We start from the raw sequence: 18,323 nt of genomic DNA on the forward strand, positions 1-18,323 counted from the left end.
GTCTCCCGGGAAGTGGTCAGGCGCGGCGGAAGTGGGACACGTCGTCGTTGCCGACGAGGTCGGGCACGGTCCAGCCGTCGAGGTCGTACTCGCTCATGAACTGCTCGGCCAGGCCCTTCATCGAGGACACGTCCCCGCGGCCTTCCGCCGCGAAGAGCAGCTCGGCCTTGACGTTCTCGTGGTTGCCGGCGTAGTTGCGCTCGTAGAGCTCGTGTCGGCCGCCGAATTCGGAGCCGATCGAGTCCCACAGCGCCTTCATCACCTTGACCCGGTCCACCGCGGTGATGCCGTCCGAGCCGCGGACGTACTTGTCCAGGTAGGGCCGCACGTCCGGATTCTTGAAATCGGCCGCGGAGGAGGGCAGGTAGATCAGGCCCGACGCGACGTCCTGTTCGATGATCTCCTTGATGCGCGGGTAGCCCTGCATCGCGAACATCCGGTAGGTCAGGCCGTATTCGAGCTTCGGGATGACGGTGTCCCCGATCCACGGCTCCGGGTTGTTGACCATCGCGTCGGTGAGCGACCAGAACAGGTTGCGCCAGCCGATGACCTCGCCGACGCGGGTCTGCACGCCGCGGAACCCGCCGGCGCCGGTCGCGTCGAGGGCCTTCATCAGCAGGCCGGCGATGAAGTCGAGCTTGACCGCCAGACGGGTGCAGCCCTGCAGGGTGAAGCGCTGGAGGAAGCCGGAGCCGCCGAGGAAGTTGTTGATCTTCTCCACGTCGCCGTACATGAACACGTTCTCCCACGGCACCAGCACCTTGTCGAAGATGAAGATGGCGTCGTTCTCGTCCATGCGCGACGAGAGCGGGTAGTCGAACGGCGAGCCGACGACATTGGCGTTCTGCGAGTAGGAGGCCCGGGAGATGAGCTTGATGCCGGGAGCGTCCATCGGCACCGTGCAGATCAGGGCGAATTCCTTCTTCTTGATCGGCAGGCCGTAGTGGGCGATGAAGTTGTAGTTGGTGATCGCCGAGCCGGTGGCGACGACCTTGGCGCCGGAGACGATCAGGCCGGCGTCGGTCTCCTTCTCGACCTTCATGAACACGTCGCCCACCTCGTCCGGGGGCAGCGACCGGTCCACCGGCGGATTGATGATGGCGTGGTTCCAGTACAGGACCTTCTCCTGCGATTCGCGGTACCAGCGCTTGGCGTTGTCCTGGAACGGCGAGTAGAACTCGTCGTTGGCGCCGAGCGTGCCGAGGAAGGACGCCTTGTAGTCGGGGGACCGGCCCATCCAGCCGTACGTCATCCGCGCCCAGGTGGCGATGGCGTCGCGGTCGGCTCGCAGGTCGTCCGCGGACTTCGGGGTGCGGAAGAACGGCATTGTCACCCCGCCGTTGCCGGTGTCGGTGGGGGTGGTGAGGGTGCCGACGTGCTCGCCGGTGTGCAGCGCGTCGTACAGCCGGGCGGTCATGCGGATGGAGTTGCGGAACGCGGGGTGGTTGGTGAAGTCCTTCACGCGCTCGCCGTGCAGGTAGATCTCGCGGCCGTCGTCGATCGACGCAATGTACTCGTCGCCGGTCATGGGCCGGGCGGCGAAGTTCTGCTGCTGATTGGCCGGGTGGTCCGCGGCGACGTTGACCTTCGACCGGTCCACGGTGCCGGTGGCGGGGGCTGCTTCGGTGGTGGTCATGCTCTTCCCTTCGAGAGAGGCGGGCGTGGGATCAGGAGGCAGCGCGGGCGAGCTGCGCGGGCAGTGGGGTGAATGTGGCTGTGGCGTCGAACCATCCGCTGTGCGGATCGTCGAGGCACCCGTTCCATGCGGTCGAGCCGGATCGGTCCCCGAGGTCGTGGAAGGTGCTGCGGAAGAACAGGAGCGGGTCCTTCTCGGCGTCGACGGAGGCGTCGACGATCTCGCCGACGAAGATGACGTGGTCGCCGCCGTCGTACTCGGCCCACGGCCGGCAGATCAGGGTGGCGGCGTTACCGGGGAAGGCGGGTGCGATCCCGGTGTCGTCCCAGTCCGGTGCGACGGCCTGCGGCCTGCCGGCGAAATGCAGTGCGGTGGAGAGTTGGTCGGCCGACAGGATGTTCACGGCGAACGGCGCGTCGGTGAGGTAGCCGCACGCCTTCGACGTCCGCGTCAGCGTCACCTGGCACAGCCTCGGCTCCAGCGAGACGGCCGTGAAGGCGGTGACCGTGGCCCCGTGCGGGGTGCCCTCGGCGCCGGCGCACGTGACCACCGTGACCCCACTGGCGAACTGGCCGAAGATGTTGCGAAGTGCTCGCTGGTCCATGGGGAGACCGCCTTCCTGCACGATGTGCGATTGCGGGTCGATCCGGAACGAGAACCAACGTATGACCCGGATCACACTCCGTCGATCCGCGTTGCGAAGGGGCGATCCGCATTGCGAAGCGGGCTCGGACCAGGCCGGATCGACCGGGCGACACGTGACCGTCGTCACAGTACGGTGCTAGCGTGGGGAGTTGCCCACACACCGGCACAGCACCAGTTGGGAGGGTTGGAAGGGCGAATGCGAGCACCGGAGAGCCGCGGCTTCACGGACTGGGACGAAGTGCACGACGTGGTGTCCCAGGCGTACTTCCCGCACCAGCTGACGCTTCTCGGCCGTGGGCCCGCAGCCCGCACGTCGCTGGAATCGACCCAGCTCGGCGCCTCGCGGCTGGCGCGGATCGGATTCGGGGTGGACGTGTTGATCCGTTCCGAGCACCCCGGCGCGTACGGCATCAACATTCCCCTGACCGGGCACCTCGTCACCGCCGTCGGCCGCGACGAGGTCGTGTCGGCTCCCGGGCTGGCGACGGTCTGCCCGCCCGACACCCCGACCGTCATCACCCGGTGGAGCAGTTCGTGCGAGATCATCGGGTTCAAGGTCGACCGCGACTACGTGCAGCGCGAGATGGACCGCCTGCTCCCCCGTCCCGGCAGGCGGCTGCCCGCGCAGTTGGATCTGCGGTCCGGCGCGGGGGCCGACTGGTTGCGTCTCGTGCGTGCGATCGCGGACGAGTCGCTGCGGGACAACGTCCTGCTCCGCAGCGACCAGGTGGCCGAGCAGCTGTGCCGCGCCGTCACGACAGCCCTCGTGCTCGCCGCCGCACCGGACGACCGCGACTCCCCGGCCGGAGCACGTCCGCGGACCGTCAAGAGGGTGATGGACGCGATCCAGCAGGATCCGGCGCGTCAGTGGACCGCCGCAGACATGGCCGAACTCGTCGGCGTCAGTGTCCGCCGCATCCAGCAGGGGTTCCGCGAGTGCGTCGGCATGACCCCGATGGAATACCTCGCCGACGTCCGGCTCGAGCGCGTGCACACAGATCTGTCCGTGAGCGATTGCACCGCAACCGTTTCCGATGTCGCGCTCCGCTGGGGCATCATGCACACCGGACGGTTCGCGGCCGCGTACCGGCGCAAGTACGGCGTGAGCCCGTCCGAGACGCTGCGCGGCGTGACCGCCTGATCCCAGGCGCCTCCGCCGCCGGTGTGCCTTTTGGGCGGTCAGGGCAGCCCAAAAGGCACACCGGCGGCGTCAGCCGCGTCAGGCCAACGCACGCAGGCGCGGCGCCAGATCACGCTCGAACAACTCCAGGAACCGCCGCTGATCGTGCCCCGGCGCATGGAACACCAGATGATTGAGCCCGGCCTTCACGTACGCGGCGACCTGCTCGACCGCCTCGTCCGGATCCGACGCCACGATCCACCGCTTGGCCACCTGCTCGATCGGCAACGCATCCGCCGCCGCCTCCATCTCGATCGGATCGTCGATCGAATGCTTCTGCTCCGGCGTGAGCGAGAGCGGCGCCCAGAACCGGCAGTTCTCCAACGCCTTCTCCGGATCGGTGTCGTAGGAAATCTTGATCTCGATCATCTTGTCGATCCGGCGTGCGTCGCGTTCGGCCTTCTCGGCGCCCTCCGCCACCGCCGGCAACAGCTTCTCGGTGTAGAGCTCCATGCCCTTGCCCGAGGTGCAGATGAACCCGTCCCCCGCCCGGCCCGCATACCGCGCCACCACCGGACCGCCCGCCGCGATGTACACCGGGATCCCACCTTCGGGCACGTCGTAGATCGACGCCCCCTTCGCGGCGTAGAACTCGCCGTCGAAGTCGACCCGCTCCCCCGTCCACAACGCCCGCATCAGCCGCACCGATTCGCGCAACCGCGCGAAGCGTTCCTTGAACTCCGGCCACTGGCCTTCGTAGCCGGTGGCGATCTCGTTGAGCGCCTCCCCCGTCCCCACCCCGAGCATGACCCGCCCCGGATACAGGCACCCCATCGTCGCGAACGCCTGCGCGATCACCGCCGGGTTGTACCTAAACGTCGGGGTCAGCACCGAGGTGCCCAGCTGCAACCGCGACGTGCGCTCGCCCACCGCGGTCATCCACGCCAACGAGAACGGCGCATGCCCCCCGTTGTGCCGCCACGGCTGGAAATGATCCGACACCGTCGCCGAATCCATCCCCCGCTCCTCGGCGAGCACCGCCAGCTCCACCAGCTCCCGCGGCCCGAACTGCTCCGCCGACGCCTTGTACCCCAACTTCAGACCCTGCGACACCACGAACTCCTACCCGTCTACGTTTCTCAGTCGGTTCGAGTATGGCCCAGCCGACTGTGACGGGCGCGACGTCACGTCTCGAGTTCGGCCGGATGCAGATGCGGTTGCCAGTCGTAGACGACGCTGGTGCGCAGGAGGATGTCCTGCAGAGACCGCCGGCGCCGGTCCACCGCCACCCACAGCAACCCGAAGCCGAACATCACGCACAGCCAGGCCCGCGCCGCCGAACGAATCCACCCGACGAGGTCGCCGTTGCGGCTGACCACCCGTAACCCCATCACCACCGCACCGAGTGTTCGTCCCGTCGTCGCCCAGCACGCCGTCAGGTACACCACCGCGACACCGACGAACACGGCGACGGACAGCAGGATCTGTGCGTCCGGGAGGGTGAACTCCTGCGGCGAGAACAGCAGTCGCGCGAACAGCACGGCCAGGTAGATCCCGCCCATCACCGTGAGCACCACGCCGAGGTCGACGGCAGCCGCGATACCCCGCGTGACGATCCCCGCCGGCCCGTGCGGCTGCCCGCCGCCGGTCACGCGGGTGCTTCCGGGGTTTCCGGCACGCGTCCGAAGAACCGCCCGACGAACCCGGACACCGCGTCGTCGGCGTGCATCCCTTGGCTGCGGACGCCGCGGACCGCCTCGGTGGACATGGACCCCGTCGACTCGCGGATGATGCTCGGCAGGTCGACCCCTTCGATCACCGCGTTCGCGAGGCCGACGAGGTCGACCCGCCCGATGATCGCGTCCACGTCGATCTTCGCCGCGAGCGCGTCCAGGTCGACGCGGTCGATGATCGCCTCGACATCGATCTTCGCCGCGAGCGCGTCGAGGTCCACGCGGTCGACGATCGCCGCCACGTCCACTCGCGCGGCGACCGCGTCGATGTCGACGCGGGCCAGGATCGGTGCGATCGCGATGCGTGCCGCGACGGCGTCGATGTCCACCCGGTCGAGGATCCGCTCGATGTCGATCCCCTCCGCGAGGACGTCGAGGTCCACGTGGTCCCGCACGACGGCGGTGATGTCCACGACGTCCAGGGCCGCGTCCACCACCCTGCGCACCACGGTGTGCAGCACCCGGTCCGCGATCTCGTCCCCGGCGCGCAGGGTCTCGGCGCCGCGCGACTCGAGGGCGACGAGCGCCGGGTCCACACCCGGTAGCCGGCGCGCTGCGTCGACGCCGAACAGAAGCATGCGACGAATCCCGTCGCCCACGGTGGCCGCGGCCCCCACCGCCACGCGCACCGGGTCCGGGGCGGTCCTGCCGTTCATACCGATATCAAAGCCCTCCGGCGCCCGAAATGCACGTAGTTCCCGATCGGCTGAGGGCCGCCGGCGTTCACGCGGATCGGTCCAGGCCCCGAGCGGTCCGCAGCGACGCCGGGGCGAATTCGACGGTGACGGACCGGGCGCCGGAGTACGCGAGGAGTGCCTGCACCGCCTCGGCGTACCGGCTCCGAGGGTCCGGGATCCGCCGGACGACACTCGGTACCGGAACAACGGGCGCCTCCGAAACGGGCAACAGGATCTCCGCGTCGAGCCGGCTGCGGCTCCCCTCGATCAGTAACCCTTCGGTGACCACCCGGCGCACCGGCACATCGTGCCGCCCCCGGACGTCGCCCACCACCAGTGCCACGTACTCGTCGTCGTCGACGACGACGGTGATCAGACGCCCTCGCCGGGTTCCGACCGTCAGCGGGACGTCCGAGACGAGCCCGGCGCCGGCCGGCGACCCGGACGATTCGGGGACCGGACATCTGTTGGTGTGCAGGATCATTCGTCGCCGGTTCCAGCTGAAGAACGGCTCGTCCATGACGTCCACGACTCTCGTTCCTCCTTCGCGCTGACGAGATGTGCTGTCTCCATCTTCGGCAGGAGGGGCGGTCGTGAACTGTCCCACATCCGGACACGGGTTCGCACCGTGCGAGCACCGGCGGCAGATTCGACGACCGGCGGGGGCCTACTCGCCGGTGAAACCGAACAGGGTCAGTTTCCGGTACAGCGACGACCGGGAGATTCCCAGGGCGCGCGCGGCGTGCACCCGGTTGCCACCGGTTTCCCGCAGGACCTTGGCGATGAGGTCCCGTTCGGCGGACTCGACCGCGTTGAGCTGCCGGCGCGGACCGTGCCGGCACCACTCGGGTAGGTCCTCGACCGTGATGGCACCGGCAGGCCGGTGCGCGACGGCGCAGCGCAGCGCCGCCTCGACCTCGTGGATGTTGCGCGGCCACGGATAGCGTGCCAGCACCCGCATGGCGTCGGGAGCGACGGTGCGGCTCTGCGATCCGGTGATCTTGCGGAGGACCTGGGCCACGACTCCTGCGATGTCGTCCGTGCGGTGTCGCAGGGCGGGAACGTGCACCGTCCGGTCGAGCGCCGCGAGCAGCGGGGCGAGGGTCTCGGAGGGCGGCTCCTCGGACTCCTCCATGGTGGCCACGACGAAGACGTGCTCGGCGACGGGTTCCGCCAGGGTCTCGGCCAGGGTGGTCGTGAGCGGGCCGGGCATCGCCTGGATGTTGCGCAGCACGTACAGGGTGGGGTTGGCGGAGGGCACCGTGAGCCCGGACAGATCGGTCTCGCTGCCGTCCACGAGGATGCTCCGCCCCCCGGCGTACAGGGAGTGGAAGATCTCGGACGCGAGAGAGGCCTTCCCCGTGCCCGGCTCGCCGGTGAGGAGCAGCTTCGCCCCGGCGGACAGGGCCTCCTCGATCTCGTTGCAGGCGCGCATCCACAGCGCGGAGGAACCGCTCGAGCGGAGACGATCCGTGCCGGCCGCGGCCAGACCGACCCGTCCGGAGTGCATGCGGTGCTCGCGAACGCGGTTCGGCACGGACGGCAGCGGTGCCGCGGACGCGGCCGCTTCGGAGACCTCCACGAGGTATCCGGCGGTGTCCTCGCCCGCCAGGATCCGGGTCGCCCGGACCCGGACGGACAGGCCGGTGCTCAGTTCGAGCAGTTCGTCGATTCGCGCGCGGTGCCCGATGACGTAGTCGACGTGTTCACCGACCCGGCGTTGGTCCTCCGGCGCGAGGAGGGTGTGGGCGAGCGGATTCGCGAGCGACATCGCGCTCCCGATCGCCATGAGGGCCGCCCCGCCGCGGGCGTCGGCGCGCACGAACGCGTCGAACAGCGCGTGCTGACGGGCGCTGCGGTCGCGGAACAGATTCTGTTCGATCTCCGCTGCCGCGGTCCGCACCACGGTCGTGAGCAGCGGCGACGAATGCTCGGTGAGGCAGCTGATGTCGATGACGCCGGCGACGCGTCCGCTGAACGGGTCCCGGATCGGTGCCCCGGAGCAGGCGAACGGCTGGAACCGTTCGTGGAAGTGCTCGGCGCCCTCGATCTGCACGGCACGCCCGGATTCGAGCACCGTGCCGACGCCGTTCGTGCCGATCTGACCCTCGTTGTAGTCGAAGCCCGGTGCGAGCGAGACGTGGTCGAGCAGCCGTCCGATGGCCCGGGCACCGTCGAGGCGCATCAGCACCTGCGCCTTGGCGTCGGTCAGGGCGATGCTCACCGGGACGTCGACGGTCTCCTCCGCGAGCCGGTCCAGGACCGGCAGCGAGCACTGGACCAGGCGGGAGGCCCGGTCGACCTCACCCGCGAACCGGACCTCCCCACCGGACGGGCGGACCCCCGCCGCGGCGGAGCGTCGCCACGACGCGGACACGACGGACGAGACCAGCGAATCGTCCGGTTCGCCGGAGTCGAGGAATCCGGCCCGGGCCACCGCCACCCGCAGCCGTCGGTCCGCGCTCTTCACCGGCCGCCCCGCCCCGGTGTGGTCGTGATGCATGTCACGTCTCCAGGGTAGCGCCCGTCCTCCGGCCGGTGCCGCTCCCCGCGGCACCGGCGTGCAGGTCGTCCACGATCAGGCACCGGGGCCGTCGAGTGCGGCCAGCCGGGCGAGCACCGTCTCCGGGACTGCGTCCGCCGGCAGGTGCGCGAGCCGGAACACGCCGTGCGCGTCCGGGACGGCAGCCTCGGCGGCGAGCCAGTACTCGGAGCCGAGGACGTCACCCTCGTGCTCGCCGATCGAGACGGTGTCCTCGTCGCGCAGTCCGATCTCCCACCGGTAGTGCGCGGCCACGTTGGTCACGGGCACGTACGACTGCGGATCGGCCGGCGGCAACGCGGCGGCAGCGCCCGGCGCGATCCGCTCGTCGAGCAGGACCGCCGCGACCGGCACCTCGGCGAAGCCGCGCAGCCAGTCCGCGACGTACATGGCCGCGGCCTCGACACGGTCCGCGTCCAGGTCCGCGACGTCTCCGGGATGGGTCGCCGCCAGCCAGGCCCGCGGTGAGGGGATCTGCAGCAGCAGCGGCAACCGGGTGGTGCCGGCCACCGTGGCGGCGAGCGTCGTCACGGCGCGCGTGGTCGCGGCGTCCGCGAGCAGCGCCCGCAACGCGTACCCGGTCCGGGACCGGGCGGCCATCGCCTCGCCCAGCCGCGGGTCGTCCGCCGCGAGGCGGTAGAACTCGCCGAGATCGAGCAGTGTGACGTCCGGCCGCAGCAGCCCGTGCGCCTGGTTGAGGAAGTTCGACAGCGCGGTGGGATCCGTCCACGGCACGGGGTTGCCGCGGAGCAGGACCCGGCGGCTGTAGTCGAGATGGTCGACGACGAGGGGGACCCGGCGCCCGGAGACCGGCGCGTCGAGAATGGCGGGAAACGAGATGGTCATGATCGTGACTCCAGGGAATGGGTGCCCGCACGGTGAGGGGAGCACACGTGCGGGCACCCGGTTCGGGGTGGATCCGGTGGCCGGAGCGGGCCGGACCGGCTTCAGGACTTGCGGTGGACGATCTCGCCGTGCTTCGACTCGAGTTCCTTCACCCGGGCCGCGAGTTCGGCGATCTTCAGCTCCCGGCGGTCGGGCATCATGATGATCGGCATCCGGTCGATCGTCGTGGTGACCCGCTCGGCCCCGTGGACGGTGAAGTGCGTGGCCGTCAGTTCCTCGGTGTCGCCCCAGGACCCGTAGTACAGCAGGTCCTGCGGCGGCTCCGGCGTCACGAACTTCTCGACGAACTCCCCGTAGGGCACACCGCGCGAGAGCCGGTCGCGCCGCATCGAGGCACGCAGCGCCTCCGTGGCGTCGACGTCCACGACGAAGGTGTCCGGCGCGTACACGACGCCGTAGATGTCGTGCGCCACCTTCGCGGAGATCCGGTCGATCTCGAGATCGGCAACCACGTCCTCCGGGGCGCGTTCGAGCGGATCTCCGTAGCCTCCGCCCGTGCCCTGCGAAATCATGTACAGCTCACCGTCCTTGGCGACGTCGAACTGCAGACCCATGTGGCTGGTGCTGTACTCGGCGCCCTCGAAGGGCTGTTCGTTCATCACCTTCTCGATGGACAGGTCGAACCGTTCCGGGTTGCGGCGCAGTTCGTCGTAGACGTTGACGCCCTTGACCGTCGCGAGGGGGTAGGTGTTGCAGCCGTACCCGCCGAACTGCCCGCTGACGGAGGAGAACTTCGCGCCGGAGGTCACCGTCATGAAGCCCCACAGCGGGGTGCCCTCGGCCGCGACGATCATCTCGTAGCCCATGCCGCCGCGGTACTTGCCGAATCCCTGGTTGTCGCGGACGATCCGCTTGCTCACCAGCTGCATGAAGGGCACCTCCTCCTCCATGACCTCCTGCTCGGCCGTGTCGGCCATCGCGCAGAAGAGCGGGGAGACCGCGTCCTCGCCGTCGCGGAAGGCCTTGGCGCCGCCGCCCATTCCGTTCAGGTCGGCGCACAGGTTGCCGACCTGGTCGCCGTGCTGGGTGACCCCACCCCACAGGAAGGTGTTGATCTGGTTGAACCAGGGCGCGATGACGTTGGAGAACTTCTCCGGGTTGGAGAACTGCAACTTGGCCCAGGGGTTCTGGAGCGCCGAGAAGCCGCGGAAGGAAGCCTGCAGCGACTGGCCCATGGGGGCGTCGTAGCCGGCGTCGGACCACGTGTGCTCGTCGGAGATGATCTCGATGGGGCTCATCGCGGAGGTGCAGCGCGGCAGGTCCGGCCACCAGAACGCGAGGATGGCCTGCATCATCATCGACTTGACCGAGCACAGCGGCGAATTGATGGCCCGGTTCAGGATCTCCGGTCCGCTGCCGCGCAGGTCGATGGTCATCTTGTCGCCCTTCACCGTGATGGAGCAGGCGAGCTTGATGAGGATGTTCTCCTTGAGGGTGGAGTCCATGAACTGGTTGAACCGGACCGTGCCGTCGGGCAGTTCCCGGATGCGCCGGCGCACCTCGGCTTCGACGTCCTCGACGGTGATCCGCAGCGCCGCGACGAACGTCTCCACGCCGACCTCGTCGATGATCTTGTCGACGCGTTCCTGGATGCGCTGGACCGCACCGATCTTCACCTTCAGGTCCGCGAGCTGGAGCTTCGGGTCGCGGACCGAGTGCTGCAGGAAGGTGAGCAGGTCGCGGCGCAACTCGCCGCGCTCGACGATCTTGAACGGGCTCATCCGCAGCCCGTCGTCGAACGGGGTCTCCGAACCGGAGGGCATGCCGCCCGGTTCGCAGGCGCCGTTCTCGCCCTCGTGGATCGTGGCGGCCACCCAGGCGATGATGCGGTCGTCCCGGATGATCGGCATGATCATCGACTGGTCGGTGTTGTGGACGTTGCCGAAGCGGGCGTCGTTGTGGATGAACCCGTCGCCGGGGTGGATTCCGACGGTCGGCTCGTCCTTCCAGTACTTCATGATGTACCGGATCGGGTGGTGCAGGATCGCGGAGAACGCGATCACGCCGTGGCAGGACAGGTAGGTGACGTCCCCGGCCGCGGTGTAGATGGCCGTGGTGAGGTCGCCCCACTTGGCGCCCGGTGCCGCGCCCATCGCCTCGCACATCTCGAAGCCCTCGTCGAGGGCGCCGGCGAGGCGCTTGCGGATGCGGTCCACCTGCAGGGGGTCGACACCGTCGGCGAGGCATTGCTGTTCGAACTCGCTGCGGGAGGTGATGTGGTGCGAACGCATGATGTCGCGATCCGGGCCGAGGAACAGCGTCGTCTCGTCCATGAAGTCGTCGACCCACTGCTGTTCCTGCTCGTTCAGCGATGCCGTCAGGCGCTGCTCCGCAGCGGTTGCGAGGTCGTCGTGAAGTGCGGTCATGGCTGTGTCTCCTGTGCTTTCTGCGCTAGTCCTTGAGGAACCAGACGGCGCCCTGCGGTGAGGGTTCGAGGCGCCAGCCCGGCTCGACGAGGTAGGTCGTGTTCTCGGTGGTGACGATCGCCGGACCGGGAATCACGTGGTGGTGACTCAGCGCGTCGGCGTCGTAGATCGCGGTGGTGATCGCCCGGGGATGCGCGACGAAGTGGACGTCGCGGTGCCCGACCGGGGCCGGCAGCGTCCGTTCCCCGTCGTGGTGCAGGGAATCGAACTCGACGGTCTCACCGTTGACGTAGGACGCGACGCGAATGGTCTGGACGCGGATGCCGGCCTCGGGTGCGGCCGACCCCTCGCCGTAGCGCTTGGAGTAGATGTCGGAGAACGTGCGGATCAGGTGGAGCACGTCGCCGACCCCGTGGATCCGGTTGATGTCGAACGCCACCGCGGTCGTCACGAGCTGGTTGCCGTAGCGCAGGTCCATCTCGAGGCGGTGCTCGATCGCGCCGTCGCCGACGCCCTGACGGCGCAGGTCCTCCGCGCCCCGGGCCTCGAGCGCGGCGACGATCTCGTTGAACTCGTCGTAGCTGTCGTAGAGCCCGCGGGTGGTGGCGTTGTAGAGCACCACGTGGACGCCGCGTTCGTGGATGTGCAGTTGCTTCATGTTGCCGGCACCGCACGCGGAGAACACGGAGGAGAACGGCGGGGCGAGGATCTTGCGGATGCCGGCCTGGTCGGCGATCCCGCACGCGTGCAGCGGGCCGTTGCCGCCGTAGGCGAGCATCGTGAAGTCCTCCGGCAGGTAGCCGCGCACCCGCAGCTCCTTGGCGATGCCGATCGCCATCTGCTCGTCGACCGATCGCTTGATGACCTTGGCGACGTCGATGACGTCGAGGTCGAGCTCGTCGCACAGCTGTTCCTCGACGGCGAACACCGCGCGCTTGCGGTTGAGCTTGATGAAACCGTTGGCGTAGTTGTCCGGGTCCAGGTAGCCGAGCAGCAGGTCGGCGTCGGTCACCGTGGGGCGCAGCCCGCCGCGGTCGTAGCAGGCCGGACCGGGGTCCGAGCCGGCGGACTCGGGCCCGAGCCGGACCGAGTGGTGGATCCGGTCGTAGCTCGCGATGGATCCGCCTCCGGCACCGAGGGTTTCGAGGTGGATCATCGGGACCGAGACCAGCCAGCGGTCGATCGTGGGCTGGAAGTCGTAGTGCTTGACGCCGCCCGCCGGCACCAGGCCGATGTCGAAGGACGTGCCACCCATGTCGGTGGTGATGATGTTGCCGATCCCCGAGGACTCCGACAGATGCTCGGCGGCGCTGACACCCGCGACGGGACCCGAGTGGATGGTCTGCAGGGCATCGGTCGAGTTCATCTGGGCCATGCCACCGGAGTTGTGGATGATGAGCATCGGCTTGTCGTAGCCCGAGTCCCGCAGGTTGTTCGCGAGCTGGCTCATGGCGTGGAACATGATGCCGTGCAGGAAGCCGTCGACGATGGTGGACGTCGCGCGGACGTACTCGCCCTTGCGTCCGGAAACCTGGTGGCCGAGCAGGACCGGGATCGCGCCGAGCTGATGCTCCGGGTACTCCTCCTGGATGATCTCCATGATCCGCAGCTCGTGGGTGGGATTCTCGGTGGCGTTCACCAGCGACACCACGAGCGCCTGCGCGCCGGCGTCGACGAGCTCGCGCACCATCTCGCGCACGTTCCGCTCGACGAGCGGGACGACGATCTCGCCGGCCGAGTTGACCCGCTCCTGGACCGACCGGATCAGGCTGCGGTGGACCAGCGGGTCGGGGCGCTCCGCGGCCGGAAGGTTCTGCTGCATCGACGGATCGAGGCCCTCACCGTAGCCCCGTCCGCGGGAGAGCGGGATGGTGTCCTCGAAGCCGTGGGTGACGATGGCACCGACGCGCGGACCCTTGCGTTCGATGAGGGCGTTGGTGCCGAGTGTGGTGGCGTAGCGGACCGAATCCACCTGGGACAGCACGTCGTCCCGGTCCAGCTCGGCGCGACGGCAGGCGAGGTCGAGGGCCTCGTTGAAACCCTGGGCCAGGTTGTGGTGAGTGGTGAGGGCCTTGGCCTCGACGTACTTGTCGTCCCAGGCGAAGAAGCAGTCGGTGAAGGTGCCGCCGATGTCGACGGAGATTCGTTTCATGGTGACGGGGTTCCTTGCGGGTCGCGGTGACTAGTGGTGGTTGTGGCGCCGGCCTTCGAACTCGCCCTCGGCGTCCTGGCCGGGGCCGTACGTGACGACCTGTCCGGGATCGGTGCCGCGTTCGAGCCACTGGGCGCGCAAGGCGTCGACGTCCCATTCCATGTCGACGGTCGGGGGGTGTCCGGGCGGGATGTACTCGGTCTCGATCTGGGTGCCGCAGCCGGGGCAGTAGTACTCGAGGATGCGGCAGTAGTTCGGATCCGGCGAGAACGTGAACTCGTAGCGGTCGGGATCGATGATGGGCTGGTGGATCTCGCGCGGGTCGCGGTCGTAGACCAGGGTGCCTTCCTTGTAGTTCCCGCGGGCGCTGCCGAGTTCGTGCCGGCACACCCGGCACACCCACAGTTCGCTGTCGAGGTCGATGACCAGGTATTCGGTCATGGGGATCTGCATGTCGTGCGTCCTTCGAACGAGCCTGCGGTCGAACAGGCTTCGGGATCTGTCGGTCAGTGGGTGTCGGTGAGCAGCAGGTCGCCGCCGGCGGTGACCTCGAACCTCCAGCCCTCCTGCACCCGGGCGGTGAAGAAGGGGCCTTCGACGATGGCCGGGCCCTCGGCGGTGGCGCCGGGCTCCTGGTCGGCCAGCGTGAACACCGGCACCGGTTGCCGGCCGGCGGCTCCGAGCACGGTGCGCTCGCCCGCCGCGCGGGGGGCGCGGGCCTCGGCGAAGGAGCCGTGCGGGAGCTCGATCCGGTTCATCCGGCGGGTGGCCACCAGGGTCAGTGCGGTGGACGCGCCGGGCAGCAGCTCGACGCACTCCCCGGGCTCGTACGGCGTCTCGTCGACCGTGGCGCCGTGCGCATCCTCGGTGGTCAGCGTCCAGGACAGCTCGCAGTCGGTGAGGGCGTGCCCTTCCTGGAACATGTCCCGCTCGGCCTTGGCCAGGAGGTCGGTCACGGCCGCGGCGAGGGTCGTCTCGGTCGTGTCTGCGACGTCGGCCTCGTAGCTCTGCCCGATGTCGGAGAACCCGATGCCGAAGGCGGAGAACACCGCGGCGAGCTTGGGGACGAGCACGCTGCGCACGCCCGCGACCCGTGCCGCGCCGCAGGCACTCATCGGGCCGGCGCCGCCGAACGCGGCAATGGTGGTCTCGTCGGCGTCGGACACCGCGGGGGCGACGGCGTTGCCCATCGCGGTGAAGTACGCCTGTTCCATCGCCAGCAGGGCCTCGTCGAGGGTGAGTCCGAGCGGTTCGGCGACGGTGGCGGTGACGACGGCGCGGGCCCGGTCCGCGTCGAGCGTGAAGTCGCCGTCGAGGTAGGTGGCCGGATCGAGCACGCCGAGGAGGAGATTGACGTCGGTGATGGTCGCGGACGTGCCGCCGAAGCCGAAGCAGGCCGGTCCGGGTGCCGCACCGACGCTTTCCGGTCCGACGGTGATCGCCCCGTCGGTGACGGTGATGACGGAGCTGCCGCCGATGCCGGCCGACTCGACGTTCGACATCGGGAAGGAGGTCGGGATGCCGGCGATGGTGCCGCGGCGGTCGGTGAGGATCTCGCGTCCGGCGACCGTGCCGATGTCGGTCGTGGTGCCGCCGACGTCGATCATGAGAACGTGCTTGAGCCCGTAGATCTCGGCGAGCGCCCGGGTGCCCTCGAGTCCGCCGCGCGGGCCGGACGAGTACGTCTTGAGGGCCACGGACTTCGCGACGCGCGAGGAGGCGCCGTCGTTGCGGTAGATCAGCAGCGGGTTCTTCACGCGGTGGTCGCGCAGCCGGTGCTCGGCGTTGTAGAGGAACCGTTCCATGGTCGGGTGCAGGAACGTGTTGATCACGGCCGACCAGACCCGCCGGGCCGGTGTGCGGTCGGTGGTGAAGTCCCACGAGTACAGGAACGGAACCGACCCGAGCAGGTGGCGCGGGAACTTGCGGAGCAGGATGCCGCGCAGCGTCCGTTCACGTCCGTCGTCGGTGTTCCCGACGGCGACGACGATGCGGGCGGCGCCGTCGGTGGTCAGACGGTTGACCCGGGCGACCAGTTCGCCTTCGAGGTCCGCGGCGTCGGTGTCGACGACGGCGACGCGGGTGCCGACGAGGTCGTCGAACAGCGCCCGCTGCTCGGGGGTGCGGCGCAGCTCGTCGACGAGGGTGGCCGAGTCCGTGACGATGCCGATGCGAGGACCTTTGCGCTCGACGAGCGCGTTCGTCCCCTGCGTGGTCGAGTAGCGGATGTGCGCCGTGGAGTGCAGCAGGGTGGGCAGGTCCTCGGCGCCGTAGATCTCCTTCGACACCTTCGTCAGTCCGTCGAACAGGCACTGCGACAGATCGAACGGTGTGGTGAGGGTCTTGGTGAAGCTGAATTCGTGGCCGTCCCAGGCGCAGATGTCGGTGAGCGTGCCACCGTTGTCGATGTTGATGAGTCTGTCCATCGGGTGTCCCCCGTTCGGGTTGCGTGTTGCGGTTCGAATGGGGAAAGCCTGGGCCTGGCCGGCGGGTGTGAAGTGTGCCACTTCCGGACACCGGCTATGACATGGCTCATCTTCCACCTCGAGACGCCCTCTACCTGCGGGTTCGGCGTGACACCGGAACGGAGGCGTCCGGCTACCCGGGTTGCGGGACGGCTTCCATCGACGGACGGTGTCCGGAAATGGGACGGTGCGCCGCCGCAGGGCGCGGCGGGCCGCTCCGTCTCGCGCGGCGGCCGCGAAAGACCCTTCCGGACAGCGGATTCGAGTAGCCCCGCCGATCAGGGGTGGCGGCGACAGCGCACTTCGGCGGCTGACGTAAGGTCGGCTCGGTGACACCGCTGGAACTGTTCGTCGTCGCCCTGGCCGGGTTGGGCGCCGGCGCGATCAACGCGCTGGTCGGCTCCGGGACCCTCATCACCTTCCCGACGCTCGTCGCCTTCGGGCTGCCGCCGGTGACCGCCACGATGTCCAACGCCGTCGGGCTCGTCGCGGGTGGGGTGTCGAGCACATGGGGGTACCGGCGCGAGCTCCGCGGGCAGTGGCCGCGGCTGCGATGGCAGATCCCCGCCTCCGTCTCCGGCGCGGTCCTCGGGTCGTGGCTGCTGCTGAACCTGCCCGAATCGGCCTTCGAGACGATCGTGCCCGTTCTGCTCGTGCTGGCGCTGCTCCTGGTCGTGTTCCAGCCGAAGCTGCAACAGTGGGTGCTGCGACGCTCCAGCGGCCCGGCCGAGCAGATCGGGCCCGCGCGCATGACGGCGCTGGTCGTCGGCACCTTCGCCGTGGGCGTGTACGGCGGCTACTTCACGGCCGCGCAGGGCATCCTGCTGATGGGTCTGTTCGGGGCGCTGCTGCACGATCACATCCAGCGGCAGAACGCCGCGAAGAACCTGCTCTCGCTGCTGGTCAACGTCGTGGCGGCCGTCGCCTACACCCTCGTCGCGTTCGACCGGATCGACTGGACGGCGGCGGCGCTGATCGCCGTGGGCTCGCTGATCGGTGGCGCCCTCGGCTCCCGGTACGGCCGCCGGCTCTCGCCCACGGCACTGCGGGCCGTCATCGTCGTGGTCGGCTCGATCGGGTTGTACCGGCTGCTGGCGTGAGCGGTCGGTGACACACTCGAACGGTGAACGACGAACCCGTACCCGCGCCGGTCTGGAACTACCTCATGGACATGGACGGCGTCCTGGTGCACGAGGAACACCTGATACCCGGCGCCGACGCGTTCCTGACCGAACTGCGGGAGAACGGCACACCGTTCATGGTGCTCACCAACAACTCGATCCGCACTCCGCGGGATCTGCGCGCCCGGCTGCTACGCACCGGCCTCGACATCCCGGAGAAGGCGATCTGGACGTCGGCGCTGGCGACCGCGACGTTCCTGGCGAATCAGCGACCCGGCGGCAGCGCGTACGTGGTGGGCGAATCGGGACTGACCACGGCTCTGCACGACATCGGCTACGTCCTGACCGACAACGACCCGGACTACGTCGTCCTCGGGGAGACCCGCACCTACTCGTTCGAGGCGATCACCACCGCGATCCGGCTCGTCGAGCGCGGCGCCCGGTTCATCGCCACCAATCCGGATCCGACCGGACCGTCGCGTGAGGGTTCGCTCCCCGCCACCGGGGCCGTCGCGGCGCTGATCACCCGCGCGACGGGCCGCGAACCGTACTTCGTGGGCAAACCGAATGCCCTGATGATGCGGTCCGCGCTGCGCGCGATCGGTGCGCACTCGGAGCACACGCTCATGATCGGCGACCGGATGGACACCGACATCGTCTGCGGCCTCGAGGCGGGTCTGCAGACGCTGCTGGTGCTGACCGGCATCTCGACCCGCGAGTCCGTGGAGATGTTCCCCTACCGGCCCACCCGGGTCATCGAATCCGTCGCGGAACTGGTGGGGCGCACGGCGAATCCGTTCTGACCGGAGCGGGCGGTTCCGGCGGCGAGAGGGAGGTTCTCGCGCATGCCACTCGGGCGATGCCGCGACAACCTCCCTCTCGCTGTTCACCCCACAGCGCCACTGCCCGGCCCCCACCGGACCGGGCAGCGACGACGCCCCGCCGACGAGAGGATGAGGT

15 protein-coding genes are annotated in these 18,323 nt (G+C 69.2%); 3 read left to right on the forward strand and 12 right to left on the reverse strand.

The window, feature by feature from the left end; genetic code table 11:
* Positions 1–16 precede the first annotated feature (16 nt).
* Entirely contained in the window at positions 17–1,636 is a 1,620-nt protein-coding gene (locus F1734_RS20980; protein ID WP_203010999.1) for a 4-hydroxyphenylacetate 3-hydroxylase family protein, read from the reverse strand.
* Between the two features lie 31 nt (positions 1,637–1,667).
* Positions 1,668–2,240, reverse strand: a complete 573-nt coding sequence (locus F1734_RS20985) for a flavin reductase family protein (protein ID WP_203011000.1) — start codon at positions 2,238–2,240, stop codon at positions 1,668–1,670.
* A gap of 237 nt (positions 2,241–2,477) precedes the next feature.
* Here F1734_RS20985 and F1734_RS20990 point away from each other — a divergent pair, with 237 nt between their 5' ends.
* The gene (locus F1734_RS20990; protein WP_203011001.1) at positions 2,478–3,422 is read left to right on the forward strand and encodes an AraC family transcriptional regulator; all 945 of its coding nucleotides are present in this window, start codon (positions 2,478–2,480) and stop codon (positions 3,420–3,422) included.
* A 78-nt stretch (positions 3,423–3,500) separates the two neighbouring features.
* On the opposite strand, the gene fgd is transcribed toward F1734_RS20990, so the two are convergent.
* The 10 genes from fgd to F1734_RS21040 all read right to left on the reverse strand — a co-directional run bounded on the left by fgd (position 3,501) and on the right by F1734_RS21040 (position 16,203).
* A complete protein-coding gene (fgd, locus tag F1734_RS20995) occupies positions 3,501–4,514 on the reverse strand; it encodes a glucose-6-phosphate dehydrogenase (coenzyme-F420) (RefSeq protein WP_026137887.1) in 1,014 nt (337 codons plus the stop codon).
* 71 nt (positions 4,515–4,585) lie between these two features.
* Complete coding sequence (locus F1734_RS21000) at positions 4,586–5,053, reverse strand: RDD family protein (protein WP_059174698.1); 468 nt, start codon at positions 5,051–5,053, stop codon at positions 4,586–4,588.
* Positions 5,050–5,790: a hypothetical protein gene (locus tag F1734_RS21005; protein ID WP_010593148.1), complete on the reverse strand. Its 741-nt coding sequence runs from the start codon at positions 5,788–5,790 to the stop codon at positions 5,050–5,052. The genes F1734_RS21000 and F1734_RS21005 overlap by 4 nt, the downstream gene beginning before the upstream one ends.
* Before the next feature lie 67 nt (positions 5,791–5,857).
* Positions 5,858–6,331, reverse strand: coding sequence for a hypothetical protein (locus F1734_RS21010; protein ID WP_238424185.1), 474 nt, complete (start codon positions 6,329–6,331; stop codon positions 5,858–5,860).
* A 147-nt stretch (positions 6,332–6,478) separates the two neighbouring features.
* Positions 6,479–8,314: a sigma-54-dependent Fis family transcriptional regulator gene (locus F1734_RS21015; protein ID WP_191902587.1), complete on the reverse strand. Its 1,836-nt coding sequence runs from the start codon at positions 8,312–8,314 to the stop codon at positions 6,479–6,481.
* 75 nt (positions 8,315–8,389) lie between these two features.
* Positions 8,390–9,199, reverse strand: coding sequence for a hypothetical protein (locus tag F1734_RS21020; protein WP_203011003.1), 810 nt, complete (start codon positions 9,197–9,199; stop codon positions 8,390–8,392).
* Positions 9,200–9,300: 101 nt separating this feature from the next.
* Positions 9,301–11,625, reverse strand: a complete 2,325-nt coding sequence (locus F1734_RS21025) for a hydantoinase B/oxoprolinase family protein (protein ID WP_017681269.1) — start codon at positions 11,623–11,625, stop codon at positions 9,301–9,303.
* A gap of 25 nt (positions 11,626–11,650) precedes the next feature.
* Positions 11,651–13,777 carry a hydantoinase/oxoprolinase family protein gene (locus F1734_RS21030; RefSeq protein WP_017681268.1) on the reverse strand — a complete coding sequence of 709 codons (2,127 nt, stop codon included), beginning with the start codon at positions 13,775–13,777 and terminating at the stop codon, positions 11,651–11,653.
* Positions 13,778–13,807: 30 nt separating this feature from the next.
* Positions 13,808–14,230: an acetone carboxylase subunit gamma gene (locus F1734_RS21035; RefSeq protein ID WP_017681267.1), complete on the reverse strand. Its 423-nt coding sequence runs from the start codon at positions 14,228–14,230 to the stop codon at positions 13,808–13,810.
* Between the two features lie 53 nt (positions 14,231–14,283).
* Complete coding sequence (locus F1734_RS21040) at positions 14,284–16,203, reverse strand: hydantoinase/oxoprolinase family protein (RefSeq protein WP_064065810.1); 1,920 nt, start codon at positions 16,201–16,203, stop codon at positions 14,284–14,286.
* Between the two features lie 368 nt (positions 16,204–16,571).
* Between F1734_RS21040 and F1734_RS21045 the strand changes: the two genes are divergently transcribed.
* Both F1734_RS21045 and F1734_RS21050 read left to right on the forward strand, forming a co-directional pair.
* Positions 16,572–17,342 (forward strand): sulfite exporter TauE/SafE family protein, encoded by a 771-nt coding sequence (locus F1734_RS21045; RefSeq protein WP_203011004.1) that lies wholly within the window; start codon positions 16,572–16,574, stop codon positions 17,340–17,342.
* A 65-nt stretch (positions 17,343–17,407) separates the two neighbouring features.
* Positions 17,408–18,166: an HAD-IIA family hydrolase gene (locus F1734_RS21050; RefSeq protein ID WP_051009369.1), complete on the forward strand. Its 759-nt coding sequence runs from the start codon at positions 17,408–17,410 to the stop codon at positions 18,164–18,166.
* Positions 18,167–18,323 lie beyond the last annotated feature (157 nt).

Origin of the sequence: Rhodococcus ruber, assembly GCF_016804345.1 — a bacterium.
GTDB classification, from domain to species: Bacteria; Actinomycetota; Actinomycetes; order Mycobacteriales; family Mycobacteriaceae; genus Rhodococcus; species Rhodococcus ruber.

Excerpts from the sequence above, each read along its gene's own strand:
- F1734_RS21035 (WP_017681267.1), bottom strand. The coding sequence starts at position 14,230 with ATGCAGATCCCCATGACCGAATACCTGGTCATCGACCTCGACAGCGAA.
- F1734_RS21020 (WP_203011003.1), bottom strand. The coding sequence starts at position 9,199 with ATGACCATCTCGTTTCCCGCCATTCTCGACGCGCCGGTCTCCGGGCGC.
- F1734_RS21010 (WP_238424185.1), bottom strand. The coding sequence starts at position 6,331 with ATGGACGAGCCGTTCTTCAGCTGGAACCGGCGACGAATGATCCTGCAC.
- F1734_RS21030 (WP_017681268.1), bottom strand. The coding sequence starts at position 13,777 with ATGAAACGAATCTCCGTCGACATCGGCGGCACCTTCACCGACTGCTTC.
- F1734_RS21015 (WP_191902587.1), bottom strand. The coding sequence starts at position 8,314 with ATGCATCACGACCACACCGGGGCGGGGCGGCCGGTGAAGAGCGCGGAC.
- F1734_RS21025 (WP_017681269.1), bottom strand. The coding sequence starts at position 11,625 with ATGACCGCACTTCACGACGACCTCGCAACCGCTGCGGAGCAGCGCCTG.
- F1734_RS21040 (WP_064065810.1), bottom strand. The coding sequence starts at position 16,203 with ATGGACAGACTCATCAACATCGACAACGGTGGCACGCTCACCGACATC.
- F1734_RS21050 (WP_051009369.1), top strand. The coding sequence starts at position 17,408 with ATGGACATGGACGGCGTCCTGGTGCACGAGGAACACCTGATACCCGGC.
- F1734_RS20980 (WP_203010999.1), bottom strand. The coding sequence starts at position 1,636 with ATGACCACCACCGAAGCAGCCCCCGCCACCGGCACCGTGGACCGGTCG.
- F1734_RS20990 (WP_203011001.1), top strand. The coding sequence starts at position 2,478 with ATGCGAGCACCGGAGAGCCGCGGCTTCACGGACTGGGACGAAGTGCAC.
- F1734_RS20985 (WP_203011000.1), bottom strand. The coding sequence starts at position 2,240 with ATGGACCAGCGAGCACTTCGCAACATCTTCGGCCAGTTCGCCAGTGGG.
- F1734_RS21005 (WP_010593148.1), bottom strand. The coding sequence starts at position 5,790 with ATGAACGGCAGGACCGCCCCGGACCCGGTGCGCGTGGCGGTGGGGGCC.